This is a genomic window from Micromonospora sp. CA-240977, assembly GCF_050942285.1.
In the GTDB taxonomy this organism is placed as follows: Bacteria; Actinomycetota; Actinomycetes; order Mycobacteriales; family Micromonosporaceae; genus Micromonospora.
In genome coordinates this window covers 3,601,785-3,616,828 of record NZ_CP192055.1, presented here as the reverse complement: position 1 = coordinate 3,616,828, position 15,044 = coordinate 3,601,785, and the positions used below count along the sequence as shown (strand labels likewise).

Here is a 15,044-nt window from a genome sequence, read left to right as displayed (position 1 = left end):
TGACAAGCACCCGGGTCCAGACTGGACGATGCACCGTGCGGATTCTCGTGGTGGGTGGCAGTGGCCTGATCGGCGCTCATGTCGTGGACGTGCTGCGCGAGCGCGGCCATGCCACCACCACCGTGGCGCGGACGGCCCAGCCGGGGGTCGATCACCGGCTCGATGTCGGGTCGACCTCGATCGACGAGCTGCGACAGTTGCTCGCCGGCCACGACGGTGTCGTGTACGCCACCCGCACCGACGAGCAGCGGCCGCTGCCCAAGCCGATCTACCCGGAGTTCCGCAACGCCAACGTCGAACCGGTGGTACGCCTGTGCACCGCCGCCCGCCTGGAGGGTCTCACCCGCGCGGTCGTGATGGGGTCGTACTACACCTATTTCGACAGGCTGCATCCGCAGTGGCGGCTCGCCGAGCGGCACACGTACATCAGGTGCCGCATCGAGCAGGCCCGGGAGGGGCGGGCGGCCGCCGGCGCGGACCTGCCGGTCGCCGTCCTCGAACTGCCCTTCGTCTTCGGTCGGGCCGGTGACCGGCTGCCGAACTGGGCGGGGCCGCTGGACCGGTGGGCGCGGTCACGTACCCCACTTGCCGCGCCGACCGGCGGGAGCGCCGCGGCCTCGGCGCGCAGCGTGGCCGAGGTCGCGGCGGACGCTCTGGAGCAGGCCAGCGGCGCGAACATCCCGGTCGCCGACGAGAACCTCACCTGGCCCGACATGATCGGGCGCATCGCGGAGGCGGTCGGCCGCCGCCGCCGGGTCACCCGACTGCCGGCCGGCGCGGCACGGGCCGCCCTGCGACTCGGCGGCGCGTTGCAGGGCCTCGGGGGCAAGGAGTCCGGCATCAACCCCACCTACCTCGCCGACCTGCTGCTCGCCGACCTGTTCGTCGAGCCGACGACCGGCCGGTCACTGGACTCCGCGCTGCGCGAGACCTTCCCCGCCTAGCTTCCGGATGCCGGTGGTCGGGCGAGGTACGCGGTCTTGACGTCGGCCGAGAACCCGCAGGCGCGGTAGAAGGCGTGCGTCGCGGGGTTGCGCGAGCCGGTCATCAGCATCGCCTTGTAGCAGCCCGCGTCCCAGGCGGCCTGGAGCGTGCCGGCCATGATCTGCCGGCCGAGCCCGGTGCCGCGCCGCGACTCGTCGACGACCACGTTCTCGATGACCGCGTAGGGCGACGCCGACCGGCTGAGGTTGGGGATCAGGTTGAGGTACGTCGTGGCGACGACGACCCCGTCCAGTTCGAGGACGAACAGGTGCAGCCCTGGTGTGCCGACGATCTGCTGGAAGGCCGCCTCGTCGGAGCCGTCGTCGAGCACCGGATCGTCCGGGTTCAGTTGCCGGTAGAGGCGGATGATCTGCGCGAAGTCGTCGGGCCGGGCCGCACGGAACATGCCCCGAGCGTAACCAGAACCCCCACCGCGGCCGGTGCGGGGACCCGCGGGGTGCCCTGCGCCCGGCGCGCGGCGAGGTCTGGTCCTGTGACAGGGTGTGGCGGTGCATGACGTCGATGTCCGCGCCGCCACCGCCACCGACCGCCCGTTCCTTGTCGACATGCTCATGGAGGCCGTGAACTGGCTGCCGGAACGCAACTGGTCTCGCGAGCGGATCCTCGCTGACCCCGCGCTGGCGCACTACGTCACCGGGTGGATGCGGCCGGACGACATCGGGGTGGTCGCGGTGGAGTCGGCCGGTCAGCCGGTCGGCGCGGCCTGGTTGCGGCACCTGACCGCCGCCGATCCGGGTTACGGGTACGTGAGCGACGATGTGCCGGAGCTGACCATCGGCGTGGTGGAGTCGTGGCGCGGCCGGGGGGTGGGTCGGATGCTGCTGCGCGCCGCCCTGGACGCCGCGCGCGCACGCGGCATCCGTCGGGTGTCGCTGAGTGTGGAGCGGGCAAACTTCGCAGCGGGGCTCTACGCCGCCGAAGGGTTCCGCACTGTCGAGTCGTTCGAGAACGCGGACACGATGGTCGCCGACATCCCGGCCTGACCCTCGCTGCGCAGGCCCTCAGCTGAGCTGTTCGGCCAGTCCGACGATGATGCCCTCCGGGCCACGGACATAGCAGAGCCGGAAGATGTTCTCGTACTGCGCCACCTCACCGACGAGTTCGGCCCCGTGCGTACGCAGGCGGGCGATGACGTCCTCGACGTCGTCGACGGCGAACATGATGCGACGAATGCCCAGCGTGTTCGCCGGGGCATCCTTCGGCTCGGCCCTGATCGCCTCGGGCGTGTGAAACATCGCCAGCTCGACCTTGCCGTGGCCGTCCGGCGTCCGCAGCATCGCGACCTCCTGCCGAACGTCGTCGATCCCGATCACCCGCTCCACCCACCGCCCCTCGACGGGCCCCCTGCCCTCCACCTCCATGCCGAGTTCGACGAAGAACGCGATGACCGCGTCAAGGTCCTCGACCACGATGAGGACGTTGTCCATCCGCTGGATCGCCACGCTGGATCTCCCTTGGTCTGGTGCGGTGCTGTTGCCGCATCCGCCCCTGGGACGGAGCCGCCCCGCCGTTCTCGACATCCGCGGCGCATGTTGCACGTGGACTTGAAGGCATTCTTGTCGAGCCTCAGCCGACCGGTGCGTCGTCCAGCAGGTCGACCGCTCGGTCGAGAGTGGCCGCGAAACTGTCTGGTGGGATTCTGGCGACGAAGATCTTGCCCACGTCGTCGGGAAAGAGATGGCTCGCTCGCCCGAACGCGAAGACGATCGTCAGGTCATCGTCGAGGTAGGCGTAGGGCGTCACGTTGTCGACGATCTCGCTCCACTGCAGGAACCAGTACCGCTCGCGGAATTCTGTTCCGTCGGCCTCAAGCCGCCGGAAGATCTCCTCCGGCGATCGTCCGGGGAAGGGGCAGGGCCGAATCTCGCGCCGACGGACCTGCGCGGAGGCAGAGCGCAGGTAGTGGCAGAGGGACGGTACGTAGGCGACGTTGTCATAGGCCGTCAGCCTTTTGCCTGCCGCCCACAGGTCGACGACGCGGAGGTTGGGAGACACCGGCTCGCCGACCTCGACGGCGAAGGTGTCCCGATTGCCGATCTGTGTCATCAGCGCAGCAGGCTAGCAGCCTGACGGTGCCGCGGTCTTCCAGCGGAACTGGTGGTCGGGCTCGTCGCGGTGCTCCAGAACACCTGCCCTCACCAACGTGTGCAGCATGTCGAGGAGCGCCTCACCGACCGGATTGTCCGACCAGAACACCCATTTGACCTGTAAGAACGTGCGATCCGCAAACAGGCCCACAGTCCTGCCCAACTCGTACTGGGCGCCGTCCACGTCCGTCCACTCAGCGAGAGCATCGGCTAGGCCCATGGCCACGGATCCTCGCATCCGAGCAGCAGCCTAGGCAGCGCGACGGCGACAAGCCACGGATAACGACTGTGGCAGCGCCACCCGATACGGCAGGATCCTCGTCCGTGACGCTCGTCCTGCCACCGCGACTGACCGCCTCGGCACAGCAGTTGCGCGATGCCGCACATCGACGAGGGCTGCCCACCGTGCAGCTCGCCACCTTCGAGGTGCCCGCTGGTCTGCACGCCGACCACCTGCACGCCGGGCCGGCCTTCGCCGATGTCGTCGCCCCACTGCTCGGGATCGCCCCGCTGGAGGCCCCACCCGACTGGCTCGCCGGACTGCCTCGGGACGTCACGCTCCGGGAGATCAGAGTGCTCACGATCGGCGAGGCGTACGGCCTGCGTCGACCCGCGTTCGTCAAGTCACCGAACGACAAGACCATCCGGGCCATGATCTATACGGACGGTTCCCGCCTGCCGGGCCCTGACGCCGTCGACAGGCAGACTCCCGTCCTGGTCAGCGACATCGTCGACTTTGCCGCCGAGTACCGGCTGCACCTGCTCGACGGCGCGGTCCATGCCGGCAGTCAGTACGCCGAGCAGGGAAAGCTGCGCCTCGGCCCCGCACCAGCCGACGCGCTCGCCTTCGGAGCTGACCTGTTGGCCGGATTCGGTCACACGCTTCCCACCGCCATCGTGGTGGATGTGGGGGTCATCGACGGCCGCTGGGCGGTGATCGAGCCGAACGCGGCCTGGGCCAGCGGAGCCTACGTAGCCGACCCTGACCTGGTGCTCGACGTCATCCTGCGCGCTGCCGGCCCCGGGGCCAGAGTCAGTGGCCGTGATCGCCAATTCATTAGGCCACCACAGCCTCTTCCGTAGCAAGATTGCCGGCCACGGCTCGTTGGTGACGACCCAGCGGTGCCAGGCGGGTGCTGGTGACGATGCGATCCTGGCCCAGGCAGGCACCGGCGAAGCGTCCCGTAGCCTCGGCGCGTGGATGACGACCTCCTTCGCCGGCTCCGGACCGAACAGGCCCGGGCGTTGATCGACCACGTCGACCCGCACCACGCGGTGATGCTGGCCTGCGATCTTCTGGTGGCCGGCGTCGACGGCGACGCCGTGGTGGCGCTCGCGGCAGAGTCAGCTCGGACACTGCCGCCGCATGACGCGAATCGGCACCTGGCCGCGGTCACCGTCGAACTCGGACTCCCGGAGCCGGAGCTGTCGACGGCGGTGGCGCTGCTCGCGGCCGACACCTGCGAGCGGATTCTCGATCGCAGCATCCCCGCCGAGGTGGGAACCCATCGTCTCTACGTCGTGGGACACGAGGGCAGCACGCTGGACGACCTGCTCCCGTCGGTCGCCGCCCTGGCCAGGCGTCTCGAGGACGACCTCGGCGGGCGGGCCGACGACGACCTGCGAACCCGGCTCGCCGCGCTGGCCCGAACCATCCTGAACCGGCTGACAGCTCAGAATTCGACGTGAGGCCGCGCTGCCCGAAGGCTTGACGACCGCCGACATGGGCGCCTGGTCGCCGGCCGATGAACGAGACATCGCTCAGAGTGAGCTTGTCCCAGGCCTGTGCTCCAATCCCGCCATGCATGTCGTCGTCACAGGCGCACTCGTGGAAAACGGCGCGGTCCTGCTGGTACACCGCAGGCCGACCAAACGGGCATACCCCGATGTCTGGGATCTGCCCGGAGGGCTGGTCGAAGCGGGTGAGTCGGAACTACAGGCCCTCGCGCGTGAGATGCACGAAGAGCTCGGTGTCCACATCGCGACGGAGTCGGCCGCACGGCTGGGCGTCCTGCATGACGGCACCGGTGCGGACGCCGTCCACGTGGGCGTCTGGCAGGTGGCGAACTGGGTGGGCTCTCCCACCAACCGGGCACCTGAGGAGCATGACGACATCGCCTGGTTCGGGATCAGCGAGTTGGGCGGCCTTCCCCTCGTGCATGGCGTCCTGGCGGCAATGGTCCACTCTCGGCCCGAGTTCGAGTGCGCCCGCAGGCACTCAGAGGTTCCCGACGGAGGCACCAGAGCCAACTGTCGTGCGTGTGCGGAGACGGATTCGTCCCACACGTGGTCGGACCAGCCAACGCCGCAGCACAGTCTCCTGTCTGAGGAGCTGCGGGATAGATCGTTGTCAGAACCTGGGTGACACACGGCCCCTGGCTAGACCTGTGGATCGGCCGGCTGGTCCCAGCAGCGGGGCAGCCCGTCATCGGCAACGTCGGGATTCGCGAAGAAGAACGTCCACCACGAACCCTGTTCCTGCACGGCCCCAGTATCACCAGATCGCCGAGGTCGTCCCGGCAAACACCTGCTGCTCGTCGTCCTCGGTCGTGGCCATGTGAACGACGGTAGGACGACAGCCGGGCCGGGAATGCGCCCGCCCGTCACGCTTCCCCGCCGCCGGCGACACGCGAAGGGACCCGCCGGTGATCTGCACCCCGGGCCCATCCAGGCCCGCACCCCCGGTCGAGGTCGACCGGCTCGTCAACGAGGTGCAGGTCAGCGCAGCCACACACATCAGCCGCGTTCAGCACGAGCACCGATCCGGGCACGCCGAGCAGTGTGGGAGGCAACCCACGGACGACTGCCGGCAGGACCGCCGGCATGTTGACTCCTGCCGGGCGTCCTGCCTGTCTCCCGGCAGCGGACGTTGCTTGACTCAGCGGCATGACATCAATACGGAAAGCGATCACCCGTACGGTGGTCGTCGGGGCACTGGTCGGCGCGACGGCGCTCACCGGTCCCACCTCCGCGTACGCGGAGTCCGGCCAACCGGGGGCCGCCGGGGCCGCCAAGTCCCTCCTCGACATCATCCCGGCACAGACCCTGGACCAGATGGTCGCCCAGGCCCCACTGGTCGACGCGGCCAATGTCATCCGCACCGCGGTGGAACGCGGGCCGGCACGAGGCTATGCCGGCATCGGCCTGGTCGACGACCACGTCACCCTGTGGTGGAAGGGTGCGCCGCCCACCGACATCGCCGCAGCCGTCACCGCCGCCCGCCGCACCGCGCAGGTCGAGGTGGCCAACGCCACCTACTCCCGCGCCGAACTGCGCAAGGCGGCCGCCAGACTCACCCCGGTGGTGGAAGCCGAACCGGCGGACGCCAGCCACTCGGTCAGGCTGCGCACAGACGGTACCGGCATCGAGATCGCCGTCGACCACACTCCGGGCGCCAAGCTGCCGAAGCTACCGGTCACCGGCGTCCGTACCAGCTTCGTCGAACGCGACCGGATGGTCGAACGGTCACGGGCCAACGACTCCGCGCCGTTCGACGGCGGGGCGGGCATCGGGTTCACCACGCCCGGGTGTACCGCAGGCTTCGGCGTACGCAACGCGGACACCAACGCCGGTTACATCCTCACCGCCGAGCACTGCGGAGCCATCGGCTCGCCCTGGCACGTCGGCTGGAACACCACCACCGGCACCGGCACCCTGGTCGGCTACGCGGTCGACAGCAATGACAACCACGACACAATGATCATTTCGACGTCGACGCCCGGCGGCCACCTCTACGTCGGCGGTCAGAATGACGAGGTCCGCGCCCAGGTGGTCGGCTGGACCGAGGTCTTCCCCGGCCAACTGCTGTGCCAGTCCGGGTACACCTCCGCGGGTGAGATCGGCGGTCCGGTCTGCAACCTGCGGGTCGATTACCACTACGACGACATTGAGGACCTCGTCGAGGCCACCCAGCTAGACGGCGACGAGTCCGCACGGGGCGGCGACAGTGGCGGCCCGGTCTACGCCGTCAACGCCAACGGCACCGTGCTCGCCGCCGGCACCACCACCCGATCGGCCGGTCCGGGCTTCGGGTTCCAGGACTTCGCCACCGCCCGCGACGACTACGGCAACCTCGTGCCGGCGACGACGATCGCCAGCACCTGCCGGGTCTCCTTCGTCGTCACCAACTCGTGGGGCACCGGCTACAGCGCCAGCGTCACCGTCTACAACGACGGCCCGGCCACCAACGGCTGGTCGCTGGGCTTCGCCTTCCCGGGTGGACAACTCGTCCAGGGCCACTGGAACGGCGTCTTCCAGCAGGCCGGCCCAGCGGTGACCGTCACCAACGAGAACCACAACGCCACCATCCCGACCGGCGGCGCCGTCAACTTCGGCTTCACCGCGAACGGCTCGCCCGCCACCCCGGCACCGTTCACCCTCAACGGCACCACCTGCAACTGACCCCTGTCCATGCACACCGGGCCCCGCCGCATCGTCGGCGGGGCCCGGTGCGTGTCCGGGATCAGGACTCGGCCAGTTCGCGTCGCAGGGTGGCGCGCAGGGTCCGCACCTCCGGGGCGTCCAGTTCGCCGCACCGGTCGAGCGCCCGCTGGCGCAGCAGCCGGGCGTCGGCGGCCCGGCCTGGAGCCGAGCCGGCCAGCGCCGCGAGCGCGGACAGAGTCTGCGCCTCCCACCACGGGCAGGACAGCGCGGCATACAGGGCCAGCGCCGCCCGCAGCGCCTCGGCCGCCGCGTCGACCTCGCCCAACTCCTGAAGCGCGAGCCCGTAGCGATGGATCGCGATGGCCTCACTGAACGTCGCGCCGCACCGGTTGAACACCCGCCGGGCGCGGGCGTACTCGTCAGCGGCGTTCCGCCAACGGCCCATCCCGGCCAGATCCGCGCCGAGACTCATCATCGCGCCGGCCCGGGCCACCGCCGCGCCGGTACGGCTGAGACCGTTGCCCTGGACGTAGAACGCCAGCACGTCGCGGTGCAACTCGGCCGCTTCGGAGAACCGGCCGAGCGCGGCCAGCGCTCCGCCCAGCGCGCTCGCCGCGCTGTGCTCGCCGAGGGCGTACCCGATCTCGCGGAACAGGCGCATGGCCCGGCGGCAATGGTCGATGGCCGACCCGCCGCGGCCGACCCGGATAAGGATGGCGGCGGTGTAGGTCAGCGCCCACGCCTCCTCCCGGCGGTCCTCGATCCGCCGGGCCAGTTCCAACGCCCGGGCCAGGGCCGCCAGCCCGTCAGTGTTGCGGTCCCGGCAGAAGTACCGGGCCCAGCCCAGGAAGTTCAGCAGTACGGCCTCGTCGCGGGGGCTGCCGGCGGCCCCGGCCGCGGCCACTCCCAGCGAGAAGATCTCGTCCCAGGAGTGCCGGTGACTGTTGGCGTCCGAGTACCAGTGCAGAGCCCTGGTGACCGCGACCACGTCGGCGTGCCGACCGCGCCGGGCCGCGTCGCGCAACGCCGCCAGCCAGTTGCCGGACTCCCGATCCAACCAGTACGCCGCCGCCCGATCGTCGTCGAACGGGGAGTCGGCCCGACAGGCGACCGGTTCGAACATCAAGCCGGCCTGCCGGGTACGCCGCAGCAGCCAGCCGACCATCTGATCGTGCGCCCCCGTCCGGCAGGCCTGTTGTTCCTCGGCGTCGAGGCGTTCCTGGGCGTAGAGCCGGACCAGGTCGTGGAATTGGTACCGGTCCCCCACGGTCAGGAGGACACCGGCCTCGACCAACTCCTCCAGGGCCGCCGCCGCGGCCTCCTCGCCGGTGCCGGCCACGGCGGCGACCAGCGCGGGTTCGAAGTCGGTGCCGGGAATCAGCGAGGCCCGCCGGAACACTCGCGCGACCATGGGCTCCAACTGCCGGTAGGAGACCTCGAACGCTGATCGGACGCCCAGGTCTCCAGCGGTCAACACGGTCAGCCGCCGACGCTGGTCGCGGAGCAGGTCCACCAGCCAACCGACCGACCACTGCGGTCGGCTGGCGAGGCGGTTGCCGGCGATTCGGACGGCCAGCGGCAGCCGGCCGCAGAGTTTGACGAGTTGGTCGGCCGCTACCGGCTCGGCGGCGATCCGGTCGGCACCGACGATCGCCGCGAGCAGCAGTCGACCGGCTGCCGGGGCGAGCAGGTCGAGCGGCAGGCGGACCGCACCGGCAAGACCCGTCAGTGGGCGCCGGCAGGTGACCAGCGCGAGGCATCCCCGCCCGGCCGGCAGCAGTGGGCGTACCTGTGCCTCGCTTGCGGCGTTGTCCAGGACCACCAGCAACGGACGGTCCCGGGTGAGGGTGCGGAACAGACCACCCCGCTCAGCCGGCGACACCGGCACCCGGCTGTCCGGCACCCCGAGCGACCGCAGCAATCCGGCCAGCGCATCGGCCGGGTCGACCGGGCCGTCCGGCGAGGCGCCCTGCAGGTCGACGAAGAGCTGTCCGCCGGCGAAGGCCGGGCTGAGTCGATGTCCAGCGACGACGGCGAGGCTGGTCTTGCCGATCCCCGGCGGCCCGTGCAGCACCACCACCGAGGCGGTGTCCGGCCGTCCCGCGGTAATGTCGTCGGCCAGCGCCGCGAGTCGTTCCAGGATCTCCGCCCGGCCGGCCAGGTCCGGAACGGCGGCGGGCAGTTCCCCAGGTACGACCACGGCAGGGCGGTCATGCGGCACCTGCACGCGATCGTGCGGCACCTCCGCGCGGTCGCCCGGCACCGCGACACGGTTGTCCGGTACCGCCGCTCGGTCGTGCGGCTGCCGCTCGACCCGGGCCAGGGCGACGAAACGGTCGCGGTCCGCCCCGGCCAGCCGCAGGGCGTCGGCGAGCAGCACCACCGTCCGTCGTTGTGGGCTGCGCACCCGGCCGCGCTCCATCTCCCGGATGCCGCGGACACTGGAACCGGCCGCCTCGGCAAGCTCCTCCTGGGTCAGCCGCCGCTCCAAGCGGAGGGTCCGGAGGAGGCCTCCGAACTGGTCACGCCGCACCTGACTCTTGGGCATGTTCCCCCAACCACCCAACGGCCGCACTTACGTAGCGTGCGTCGATGCTCGCATATGCGTGACGGATTACCGGCCACTGTGCACCGAGTGTGAGTATCGCCATGGCGAATCCTGGAGGAGTCAGCGTGACATGGTCGACTTGGTCCGCTCGTCGGGCCGGACGCGGTTCGGTGACCAGCCGCTTCCTGTTCATCTCCACCCACCGCGCCGCCTTCGGCGTCAAGCGGCTGTGCCGGGTCCTGGCGGTGTCCCGCTCCGAGTTCTACCGAACGATGGCTACTCGTTGATCCAGCCGAGCTCGACTGCCTGCTCGCGCATGACGTCTTCCATCACGGGCAGCGTGAGGAACGAGACGGCATACAGCACGGCGAGGAGCCCGATCGGAACAAGCCAGGCACGAGGACGGATTTCCCACGCGCGAGGACGGATATCCGGCGAACCGGCGTCACCCTGCCCAGCGACGGCAAAGCGGTCCCGACGGAGCCGCGTCTGCGGGAGCCGACGGTCGGCTGGCCTCAGCACCCACGACGCGATGGCGCAGGCACCGAACATCAAGGGCACCCCCCACGATTGAAGACCGTCACCGACTGACAGGTGCGACACCACGGCACCCGACCACAGGAAAAAGGCGCCCACGTAGGCCCATTCCTTGAGCAACGGGAGCCCCGGCGCGATGATCGCGACGGCCGCACCCGCCTGCCACGCACCAAGGACGTAGGCGAAGAAGTGCGGGTATCCCAGGTGGTGCAACTGGACCTCCACCCATTCGATCGTCAGCAGGTTCCACACCGATCCGGCAGTCAACTCGAAACCGACGACGAACGTGGTGACCCAAAAGGCGATGGAGCGGGCCCGGCTCCAGGTCCAGCCGCTTCGTGTGATGATGGCCGACTTCCCGTCGGCGGAATGCTGGAGAGCTTTGGCCATGCGAGTCTGCATCTCACTCTTCTCGTCACATCGATCTCATACGTGCAAAGGTTTTCTCGTTGCCAGGCGGTGAGCGACTTCGGTCGTGACGATCGGCGATCCTCTAAACGGGAGCGGCCAGTCAGGTTCGAGGGCGAAGCCCGCTGGATGTGTGTTCGTCTCAGTAGTACGACAACAGAGCCCCTCGAAATGTGAGGCGACGAGCGAACCTCACAGTTCGGTGTGCTGTCTTGTCGAACCAACTGAGGGCAGAAGCGACCAGAAGGAGCCGGCGAGATCATGACCACCCGATCCGAGCCAGGACAGGCCCGACCCGATCCGAGCCTGACCGCGGTCATGAACGAACGGCGTCAGCTGATCAATCTTGCCTACCGGCTCCTCGGCTCCCTGGCCGACGCCGAAGATTCAGTCCAGGAGACCTACGCCCGCTGGTACGCCATGCCCCGAGAACAGCAGGAAGCCATCCAGTCCCCCGGCGCCTGGTTGACCAAGGTCGCCAGCCGGATCTGCCTCAACGTGCTCTCCTCGGCACGAGCCAGGCGAGAGACCTACGTGGGCGAATGGATCCCCGAACCGCTTCCCGAACCTACGGAATGGATCGCCGGACGGACGGACGTCACCACCGTCGACCCGGCCGACCGAGTTACCCTCGACGAATCGATCAGCATGGCCTTCCTCGTATTGCTCGAATCGATGACCCCGGCCGAGCGCGTAGCGTTCGTCCTGCACGATGTCTTCCGCTACTCCTTCGCGGAAGTTGGCGATATCGTCGGCCGTACCCCGGCGGCATGCCGCCAGTTGGCCTCCTCGGCCCGCCGACGCGTTCGCACGGCGCAGGCCCCCGCGACCTCGACAGCCCGGCGCGCCGACATCGTCAGGCGTTTCAAGCAGGCCTGGGAAGCCCAGGACATCGACGCCCTGATCGGCCTTCTCGACCCGGACGCGACTGCGATCGCCGACGGCGGCGGCGTCGTCGGCGCCGTGCTCCGCCCGATCGAAGGTGCCGAGCAGATCGTGCGCTCCCTGGTCCATCTCGAGGGCAGACTTCGGAACCTGACGATTCTGGAGCGTACGGTCAACGGCCAACCCGGCCTGATCGCCCAGCAGGACGACGTCACCGTGTCGGTGTACGCGTTCGAGGTCGTCGACAATCGGATCAAGCGCATCTGGGCGGTACGCCATCCCGACAAGCTCCGGCCGTGGACGGATCGCCGGCCGGGTGGTCGAGGTCGGGCATCGGCGGCCCCGGCACACGGACCCTCAGCCCCCGCACCGCAAAGGCCGATCGGAAATTGATCAGGCGCTCGTCGACGCGAAATGCCCCACGGCGGCGACGGCGAGGACGAGGAAGACCGCGGGAAACGCGATGTTGTGGAACACCCGCGCGCGGGCGTGAGCCAGGATCGCGCCGACGAAGAACAGGACGAGGCCGACGGCTGCGGCCAATCCGAAGGGACGTACGCCGAGAAGGCCGAGCACCAGACCGACGACGCCGGCCCCCTCGACCACCGCCAGGTAGGGGATCCACCGCGCGGACAGCCCGACCTCGGCGCAGTTGCGCATCACGAAGTCCGCCCTGATCACCTTTGCGGTCACCTCGATGGCGTTGGCGAGGGCGCAAAGGATGGTCACGACGACCAAGACGCCCTCCAGTACGGCGATCATGACGCGCGCCGGCGCGATCGAGCAATCGGTAAACTCATAGGTGCCTCCACGTGCGCGGGTTCATCAGGTTGTGGTCTCTCGCCCCTTCTGACGCCCAGCACGCACGAAAGGTGACCAGACGTGGAACTCGTCGAACACTTCGAGGCTTCGAGGGCCCGACTGATGTCGTTGGCCTATCGCATCGTCGGCTCACATAACGATGCCGAAGACGCGGTGCAGGCCGCCTGGCTGCGCGCGCGGTCGGCCGACCGCGCGCAACTGGTCAACCCCGAGGGCTGGCTCACCACGGTGACGGCACGCCTGTGCTTCGACCAGCTTCGCGCCCGCCATCGCCGACACGAGGTCCCGCTCAAGGCCGACGACATCCCCGGCGAGCAGCTCGCAGCCGACGAGGCGTTCGTCCGCCGTGAGGACGTCTCCCGGGCGCTGCTGGTCGTGCTCGACGAACTGTCTCCCCCGCAGCGGGTGGCCTACGTGCTGCATGACCTCTTCGCCGTCCCGTTCGACGAGATCGCGCCCGTGCTCGACACGACGGTGGCCGCGGCGAAGAAGCTCGCGAGTCGAGCGCGGATCCGGCTCAGGGACGCTCGCGCGGTCGACCTGCCGAGGTCCGCCCACCAGATGGAGATCATCGACGCGTTCCTCGCCGCGGCGCGTGGCGGCGACATCGCTCGGCTCGTCACGCTCCTGGCGCCTGACGTCGTCCGCACGGCCGACCTCGAATTCCTCGCGGACGGCGCCGCGCCTGTCGTCCGGGGCGCTTGGGCGGTCGCGGAGGAGACCAGGGCGTTCGTGGACCGCATCGCCGCCGCCGCCCCGGTCCTCGTTGAGGGTCACCCGGCCGCAGTGATCGCCCCTGGTGGGCACCCGTTCGCATTGATCCGGATCGGCGTCCGCGACGGCCTCGTCATGAGCATCGACATCACCCCCTACCAGCGCGGCACCGTGTCCCTCCCCGCTGCCTCGGGTGCGTGATTCTCAGTCCGCTCAGGATCAGAGTGACAGCTGTGCCCACGCAGGCCATCGAGCCGGCCGAGCGCAGGACCGACGAGGGACCGGCGGGTCTGCGGATCGACCGCCTGGCTGCCCGCCTCGGCCTGACGAAGGGGTCGTTCCAAGTCACTCTGCTCCATGGGCTGTCAGACGAGCTCGCGACCGTCGATCCGGTCGACGCCCTGCGGGCCCCTCCCTCGCGGCTCGACGAGCTGTTCGACGCCGAGCTGGATCGGGCGCTGCGGGCGTGGGCGATCGGGAACGACGGTGCGCGTGCCGTGGTCGAGCGCGTCGACAGCGCACGGCTCACTTTCCTCGAGACCCTCTGGAACCGCGCTGTGCCCGACCCGACCCGGGCGCGCGCCGCAGCCCTGCTGCCGCATCTGCTCCTGATCGGAGCGAACGCCATCCGCCCACCGCTCGACGCTGCCAGTCGACGTGCTCTGAGGTCCCGTTCGGGGCCCCCGCCCGCGCACAGGCGCCGTGATTGCCGTCGCTGTTGCGAATTGTTCAGTGTGTCGGGTGGGGGTCCTCGGTGAACGCTGTGGCGTGGTCGGCGACCCACTGCCGGAACGTTCGCGGTGACGTTCCGAGGATGTCGGCCACCGTGGAGGTGACGTACGCCGGCTGTCCCATCGCGGCGTTCCATGCGGCCAGGAGCATGTCCACCGCCGGGCGCGCGGCTTCCGGGGTCTCGCGCCGGAACTCGTCGGGCGGCAGATCCTCGAACACGATCGGGCGGCCCAGGACGTCTCCGATGATGCCTACCTGTTCGGCCTGACTGAGGGACTCGGGGCCGGTCAGGACGTAGTCGCCGCCGGCGTGTCCGTCCTCGTGCAGCGTCCGTGCGACAACCGCCGCCACGTCTCGATCGTCGATGGGGGCCGTCTCGGCCGCGCCGTACGGCCACCGGACCGGGCTGTCGGCACGGATCGCGGCGGCCCACCAGAGCAGGGTGTTCGACGCGAACATTCCCGGCCGGATGATCGTCGAGTCGAGTCCGGTACCGGCGATGAGCCGCTCGATCTCGGCGTGCAGCGCCGCCATCGGGTTCGGTTGCCGGAAGAACGGGTGCGGGGCGGACAGGTAGACGACCCGCTGTGCGTGGGCGGCCAGCCGGTCGACGACGGCCGCCGCGGTCTGCGGCGGGGCGGTCCAGACCAGGAAGACCGTACTGACGGCGTGCATCGCGGCGTCGAGTGATTCGGGCACGGTGAGATCGCCGGTGACGATCTCGATGTTGGTGGGCAACGTCGCCGCCGCCTCGGAGCGGCGCACGAGGGCGCGGACCGGCACGCCCGTGTCGGTCAGCAGGTCGATCACGGAGCGTCCGACCCGGCCGGTCGCCCCGGTGACGAGCACGGAGGTACGTCAACAGGCGTCATGGCAGCCTCGCCATCGTTGGCGGGGTGCGGCGGTTGTCTGTCTGTTTCATG

At 69.7% G+C, this 15,044-nt stretch carries 18 protein-coding genes; 10 read left to right on the top strand and 8 right to left on the bottom strand.

Features of this window, described 5'->3' with window-relative positions; genetic code table 11:
- Window positions 1-35: 35 nt before the first annotated feature.
- The gene (locus ACQPWW_RS16665; protein ID WP_433133736.1) at window positions 36-944 is read left to right on the top strand and encodes an NAD-dependent epimerase/dehydratase family protein; all 909 of its coding nucleotides are present in this window, start codon (window positions 36-38) and stop codon (window positions 942-944) included.
- Here the strand turns inward: ACQPWW_RS16665 and ACQPWW_RS16660 are convergent.
- Window positions 941-1,390, bottom strand: a complete 450-nt coding sequence (locus ACQPWW_RS16660; RefSeq protein WP_433133734.1) for an N-acetyltransferase family protein — start codon at window positions 1,388-1,390, stop codon at window positions 941-943. The genes ACQPWW_RS16665 and ACQPWW_RS16660 overlap by 4 nt on opposite strands.
- Before the next feature lie 103 nt (window positions 1,391-1,493).
- Here ACQPWW_RS16660 and ACQPWW_RS16655 point away from each other — a divergent pair, with 103 nt between their 5' ends.
- Entirely contained in the window at window positions 1,494-1,988 is a 495-nt protein-coding gene (locus ACQPWW_RS16655; RefSeq protein ID WP_433133732.1) for an N-acetyltransferase family protein, read from the top strand.
- An 18-nt stretch (window positions 1,989-2,006) separates the two neighbouring features.
- Here the strand turns inward: ACQPWW_RS16655 and ACQPWW_RS16650 are convergent, their stop codons facing one another.
- The 3 genes from ACQPWW_RS16650 to ACQPWW_RS16640 all read right to left on the bottom strand — a co-directional run bounded on the left by ACQPWW_RS16650 (window position 2,007) and on the right by ACQPWW_RS16640 (window position 3,312).
- Entirely contained in the window at window positions 2,007-2,447 is a 441-nt protein-coding gene (locus tag ACQPWW_RS16650) for a VOC family protein (RefSeq protein WP_433133731.1), read from the bottom strand.
- Window positions 2,448-2,571: 124 nt separating this feature from the next.
- Window positions 2,572-3,051, bottom strand: coding sequence for a hypothetical protein (locus ACQPWW_RS16645; RefSeq protein ID WP_433133729.1), 480 nt, complete (start codon window positions 3,049-3,051; stop codon window positions 2,572-2,574).
- A 12-nt stretch (window positions 3,052-3,063) separates the two neighbouring features.
- Window positions 3,064-3,312: a hypothetical protein gene (locus ACQPWW_RS16640; protein WP_433133727.1), complete on the bottom strand. Its 249-nt coding sequence runs from the start codon at window positions 3,310-3,312 to the stop codon at window positions 3,064-3,066.
- Between the two features lie 104 nt (window positions 3,313-3,416).
- Here ACQPWW_RS16640 and ACQPWW_RS16635 point away from each other — a divergent pair, with 104 nt between their 5' ends.
- The 4 genes from ACQPWW_RS16635 to ACQPWW_RS16620 all read left to right on the top strand — a co-directional run bounded on the left by ACQPWW_RS16635 (window position 3,417) and on the right by ACQPWW_RS16620 (window position 7,493).
- On the top strand, window positions 3,417-4,175 hold the full coding sequence (locus ACQPWW_RS16635) for an ATP-grasp domain-containing protein (protein ID WP_433133725.1): 759 nt from the start codon (window positions 3,417-3,419) through the stop codon (window positions 4,173-4,175).
- A 114-nt stretch (window positions 4,176-4,289) separates the two neighbouring features.
- Complete coding sequence (locus ACQPWW_RS16630; protein WP_433133723.1) at window positions 4,290-4,781, top strand: hypothetical protein; 492 nt, start codon at window positions 4,290-4,292, stop codon at window positions 4,779-4,781.
- 112 nt (window positions 4,782-4,893) lie between these two features.
- A complete protein-coding gene (locus ACQPWW_RS16625) occupies window positions 4,894-5,457 on the top strand; it encodes an NUDIX domain-containing protein (RefSeq protein ID WP_433133721.1) in 564 nt (187 codons plus the stop codon).
- Between the two features lie 521 nt (window positions 5,458-5,978).
- Window positions 5,979-7,493: a cellulose binding domain-containing protein gene (locus ACQPWW_RS16620; protein ID WP_433133719.1), complete on the top strand. Its 1,515-nt coding sequence runs from the start codon at window positions 5,979-5,981 to the stop codon at window positions 7,491-7,493.
- A 61-nt stretch (window positions 7,494-7,554) separates the two neighbouring features.
- On the opposite strand, the gene ACQPWW_RS16615 is transcribed toward ACQPWW_RS16620, so the two are convergent.
- Window positions 7,555-10,023, bottom strand: a complete 2,469-nt coding sequence (locus ACQPWW_RS16615; protein WP_433133717.1) for an ATP-binding protein — start codon at window positions 10,021-10,023, stop codon at window positions 7,555-7,557.
- A gap of 125 nt (window positions 10,024-10,148) precedes the next feature.
- Between ACQPWW_RS16615 and ACQPWW_RS16610 the strand changes: the two genes are divergently transcribed.
- Window positions 10,149-10,310 (top strand): hypothetical protein, encoded by a 162-nt coding sequence (locus ACQPWW_RS16610; protein WP_433133715.1) that lies wholly within the window; start codon window positions 10,149-10,151, stop codon window positions 10,308-10,310.
- On the opposite strand, the gene ACQPWW_RS16605 is transcribed toward ACQPWW_RS16610, so the two are convergent.
- Window positions 10,300-10,962 carry a DoxX family protein gene (locus tag ACQPWW_RS16605; protein WP_433133713.1) on the bottom strand — a complete coding sequence of 221 codons (663 nt, stop codon included), beginning with the start codon at window positions 10,960-10,962 and terminating at the stop codon, window positions 10,300-10,302. The two genes, ACQPWW_RS16610 and ACQPWW_RS16605, sit on opposite strands and share 11 nt — an antisense overlap.
- A gap of 267 nt (window positions 10,963-11,229) precedes the next feature.
- Between ACQPWW_RS16605 and sigJ the strand changes: the two genes are divergently transcribed.
- Window positions 11,230-12,246, top strand: a complete 1,017-nt coding sequence (sigJ, locus tag ACQPWW_RS16600) for an RNA polymerase sigma factor SigJ (protein ID WP_433133711.1) — start codon at window positions 11,230-11,232, stop codon at window positions 12,244-12,246.
- On the opposite strand, the gene ACQPWW_RS16595 is transcribed toward sigJ, so the two are convergent.
- Complete coding sequence (locus ACQPWW_RS16595) at window positions 12,247-12,615, bottom strand: DoxX family protein (protein WP_433133709.1); 369 nt, start codon at window positions 12,613-12,615, stop codon at window positions 12,247-12,249.
- A gap of 120 nt (window positions 12,616-12,735) precedes the next feature.
- On the opposite strand from ACQPWW_RS16595, the gene ACQPWW_RS16590 reads away from it, so the two are divergent.
- Together ACQPWW_RS16590 and ACQPWW_RS16585 are read left to right on the top strand one after the other, a co-directional pair.
- On the top strand, window positions 12,736-13,590 hold the full coding sequence (locus ACQPWW_RS16590) for a sigma-70 family RNA polymerase sigma factor (protein WP_433133707.1): 855 nt from the start codon (window positions 12,736-12,738) through the stop codon (window positions 13,588-13,590).
- A 32-nt stretch (window positions 13,591-13,622) separates the two neighbouring features.
- On the top strand, window positions 13,623-14,147 hold the full coding sequence (locus tag ACQPWW_RS16585) for a hypothetical protein (RefSeq protein WP_433133705.1): 525 nt from the start codon (window positions 13,623-13,625) through the stop codon (window positions 14,145-14,147).
- Here the strand turns inward: ACQPWW_RS16585 and ACQPWW_RS16580 are convergent.
- On the bottom strand, window positions 14,119-14,931 hold the full coding sequence (locus tag ACQPWW_RS16580; protein WP_433133703.1) for an NAD(P)H-binding protein: 813 nt from the start codon (window positions 14,929-14,931) through the stop codon (window positions 14,119-14,121). The genes ACQPWW_RS16585 and ACQPWW_RS16580 overlap by 29 nt on opposite strands.
- Window positions 14,932-15,044: the final 113 nt, after the last annotated feature.

What these genes read in the sequence shown, in the direction of transcription:
- ACQPWW_RS16605 (WP_433133713.1), bottom strand. Translation starts at nt 10,962, where the DNA reads ATGCAGACTCGCATGGCCAAAGCTCTCCAGCATTCCGCCGACGGGAAG.
- ACQPWW_RS16645 (WP_433133729.1), bottom strand. Translation starts at nt 3,051, where the DNA reads ATGACACAGATCGGCAATCGGGACACCTTCGCCGTCGAGGTCGGCGAG.
- sigJ (WP_433133711.1), top strand. Translation starts at nt 11,230, where the DNA reads ATGACCACCCGATCCGAGCCAGGACAGGCCCGACCCGATCCGAGCCTG.
- ACQPWW_RS16660 (WP_433133734.1), bottom strand. Translation starts at nt 1,390, where the DNA reads ATGTTCCGTGCGGCCCGGCCCGACGACTTCGCGCAGATCATCCGCCTC.
- ACQPWW_RS16595 (WP_433133709.1), bottom strand. Translation starts at nt 12,615, where the DNA reads ATGATCGCCGTACTGGAGGGCGTCTTGGTCGTCGTGACCATCCTTTGC.
- ACQPWW_RS16625 (WP_433133721.1), top strand. Translation starts at nt 4,894, where the DNA reads ATGCATGTCGTCGTCACAGGCGCACTCGTGGAAAACGGCGCGGTCCTG.
- ACQPWW_RS16640 (WP_433133727.1), bottom strand. Translation starts at nt 3,312, where the DNA reads ATGGGCCTAGCCGATGCTCTCGCTGAGTGGACGGACGTGGACGGCGCC.
- ACQPWW_RS16620 (WP_433133719.1), top strand. Translation starts at nt 5,979, where the DNA reads ATGACATCAATACGGAAAGCGATCACCCGTACGGTGGTCGTCGGGGCA.
- ACQPWW_RS16615 (WP_433133717.1), bottom strand. Translation starts at nt 10,023, where the DNA reads ATGCCCAAGAGTCAGGTGCGGCGTGACCAGTTCGGAGGCCTCCTCCGG.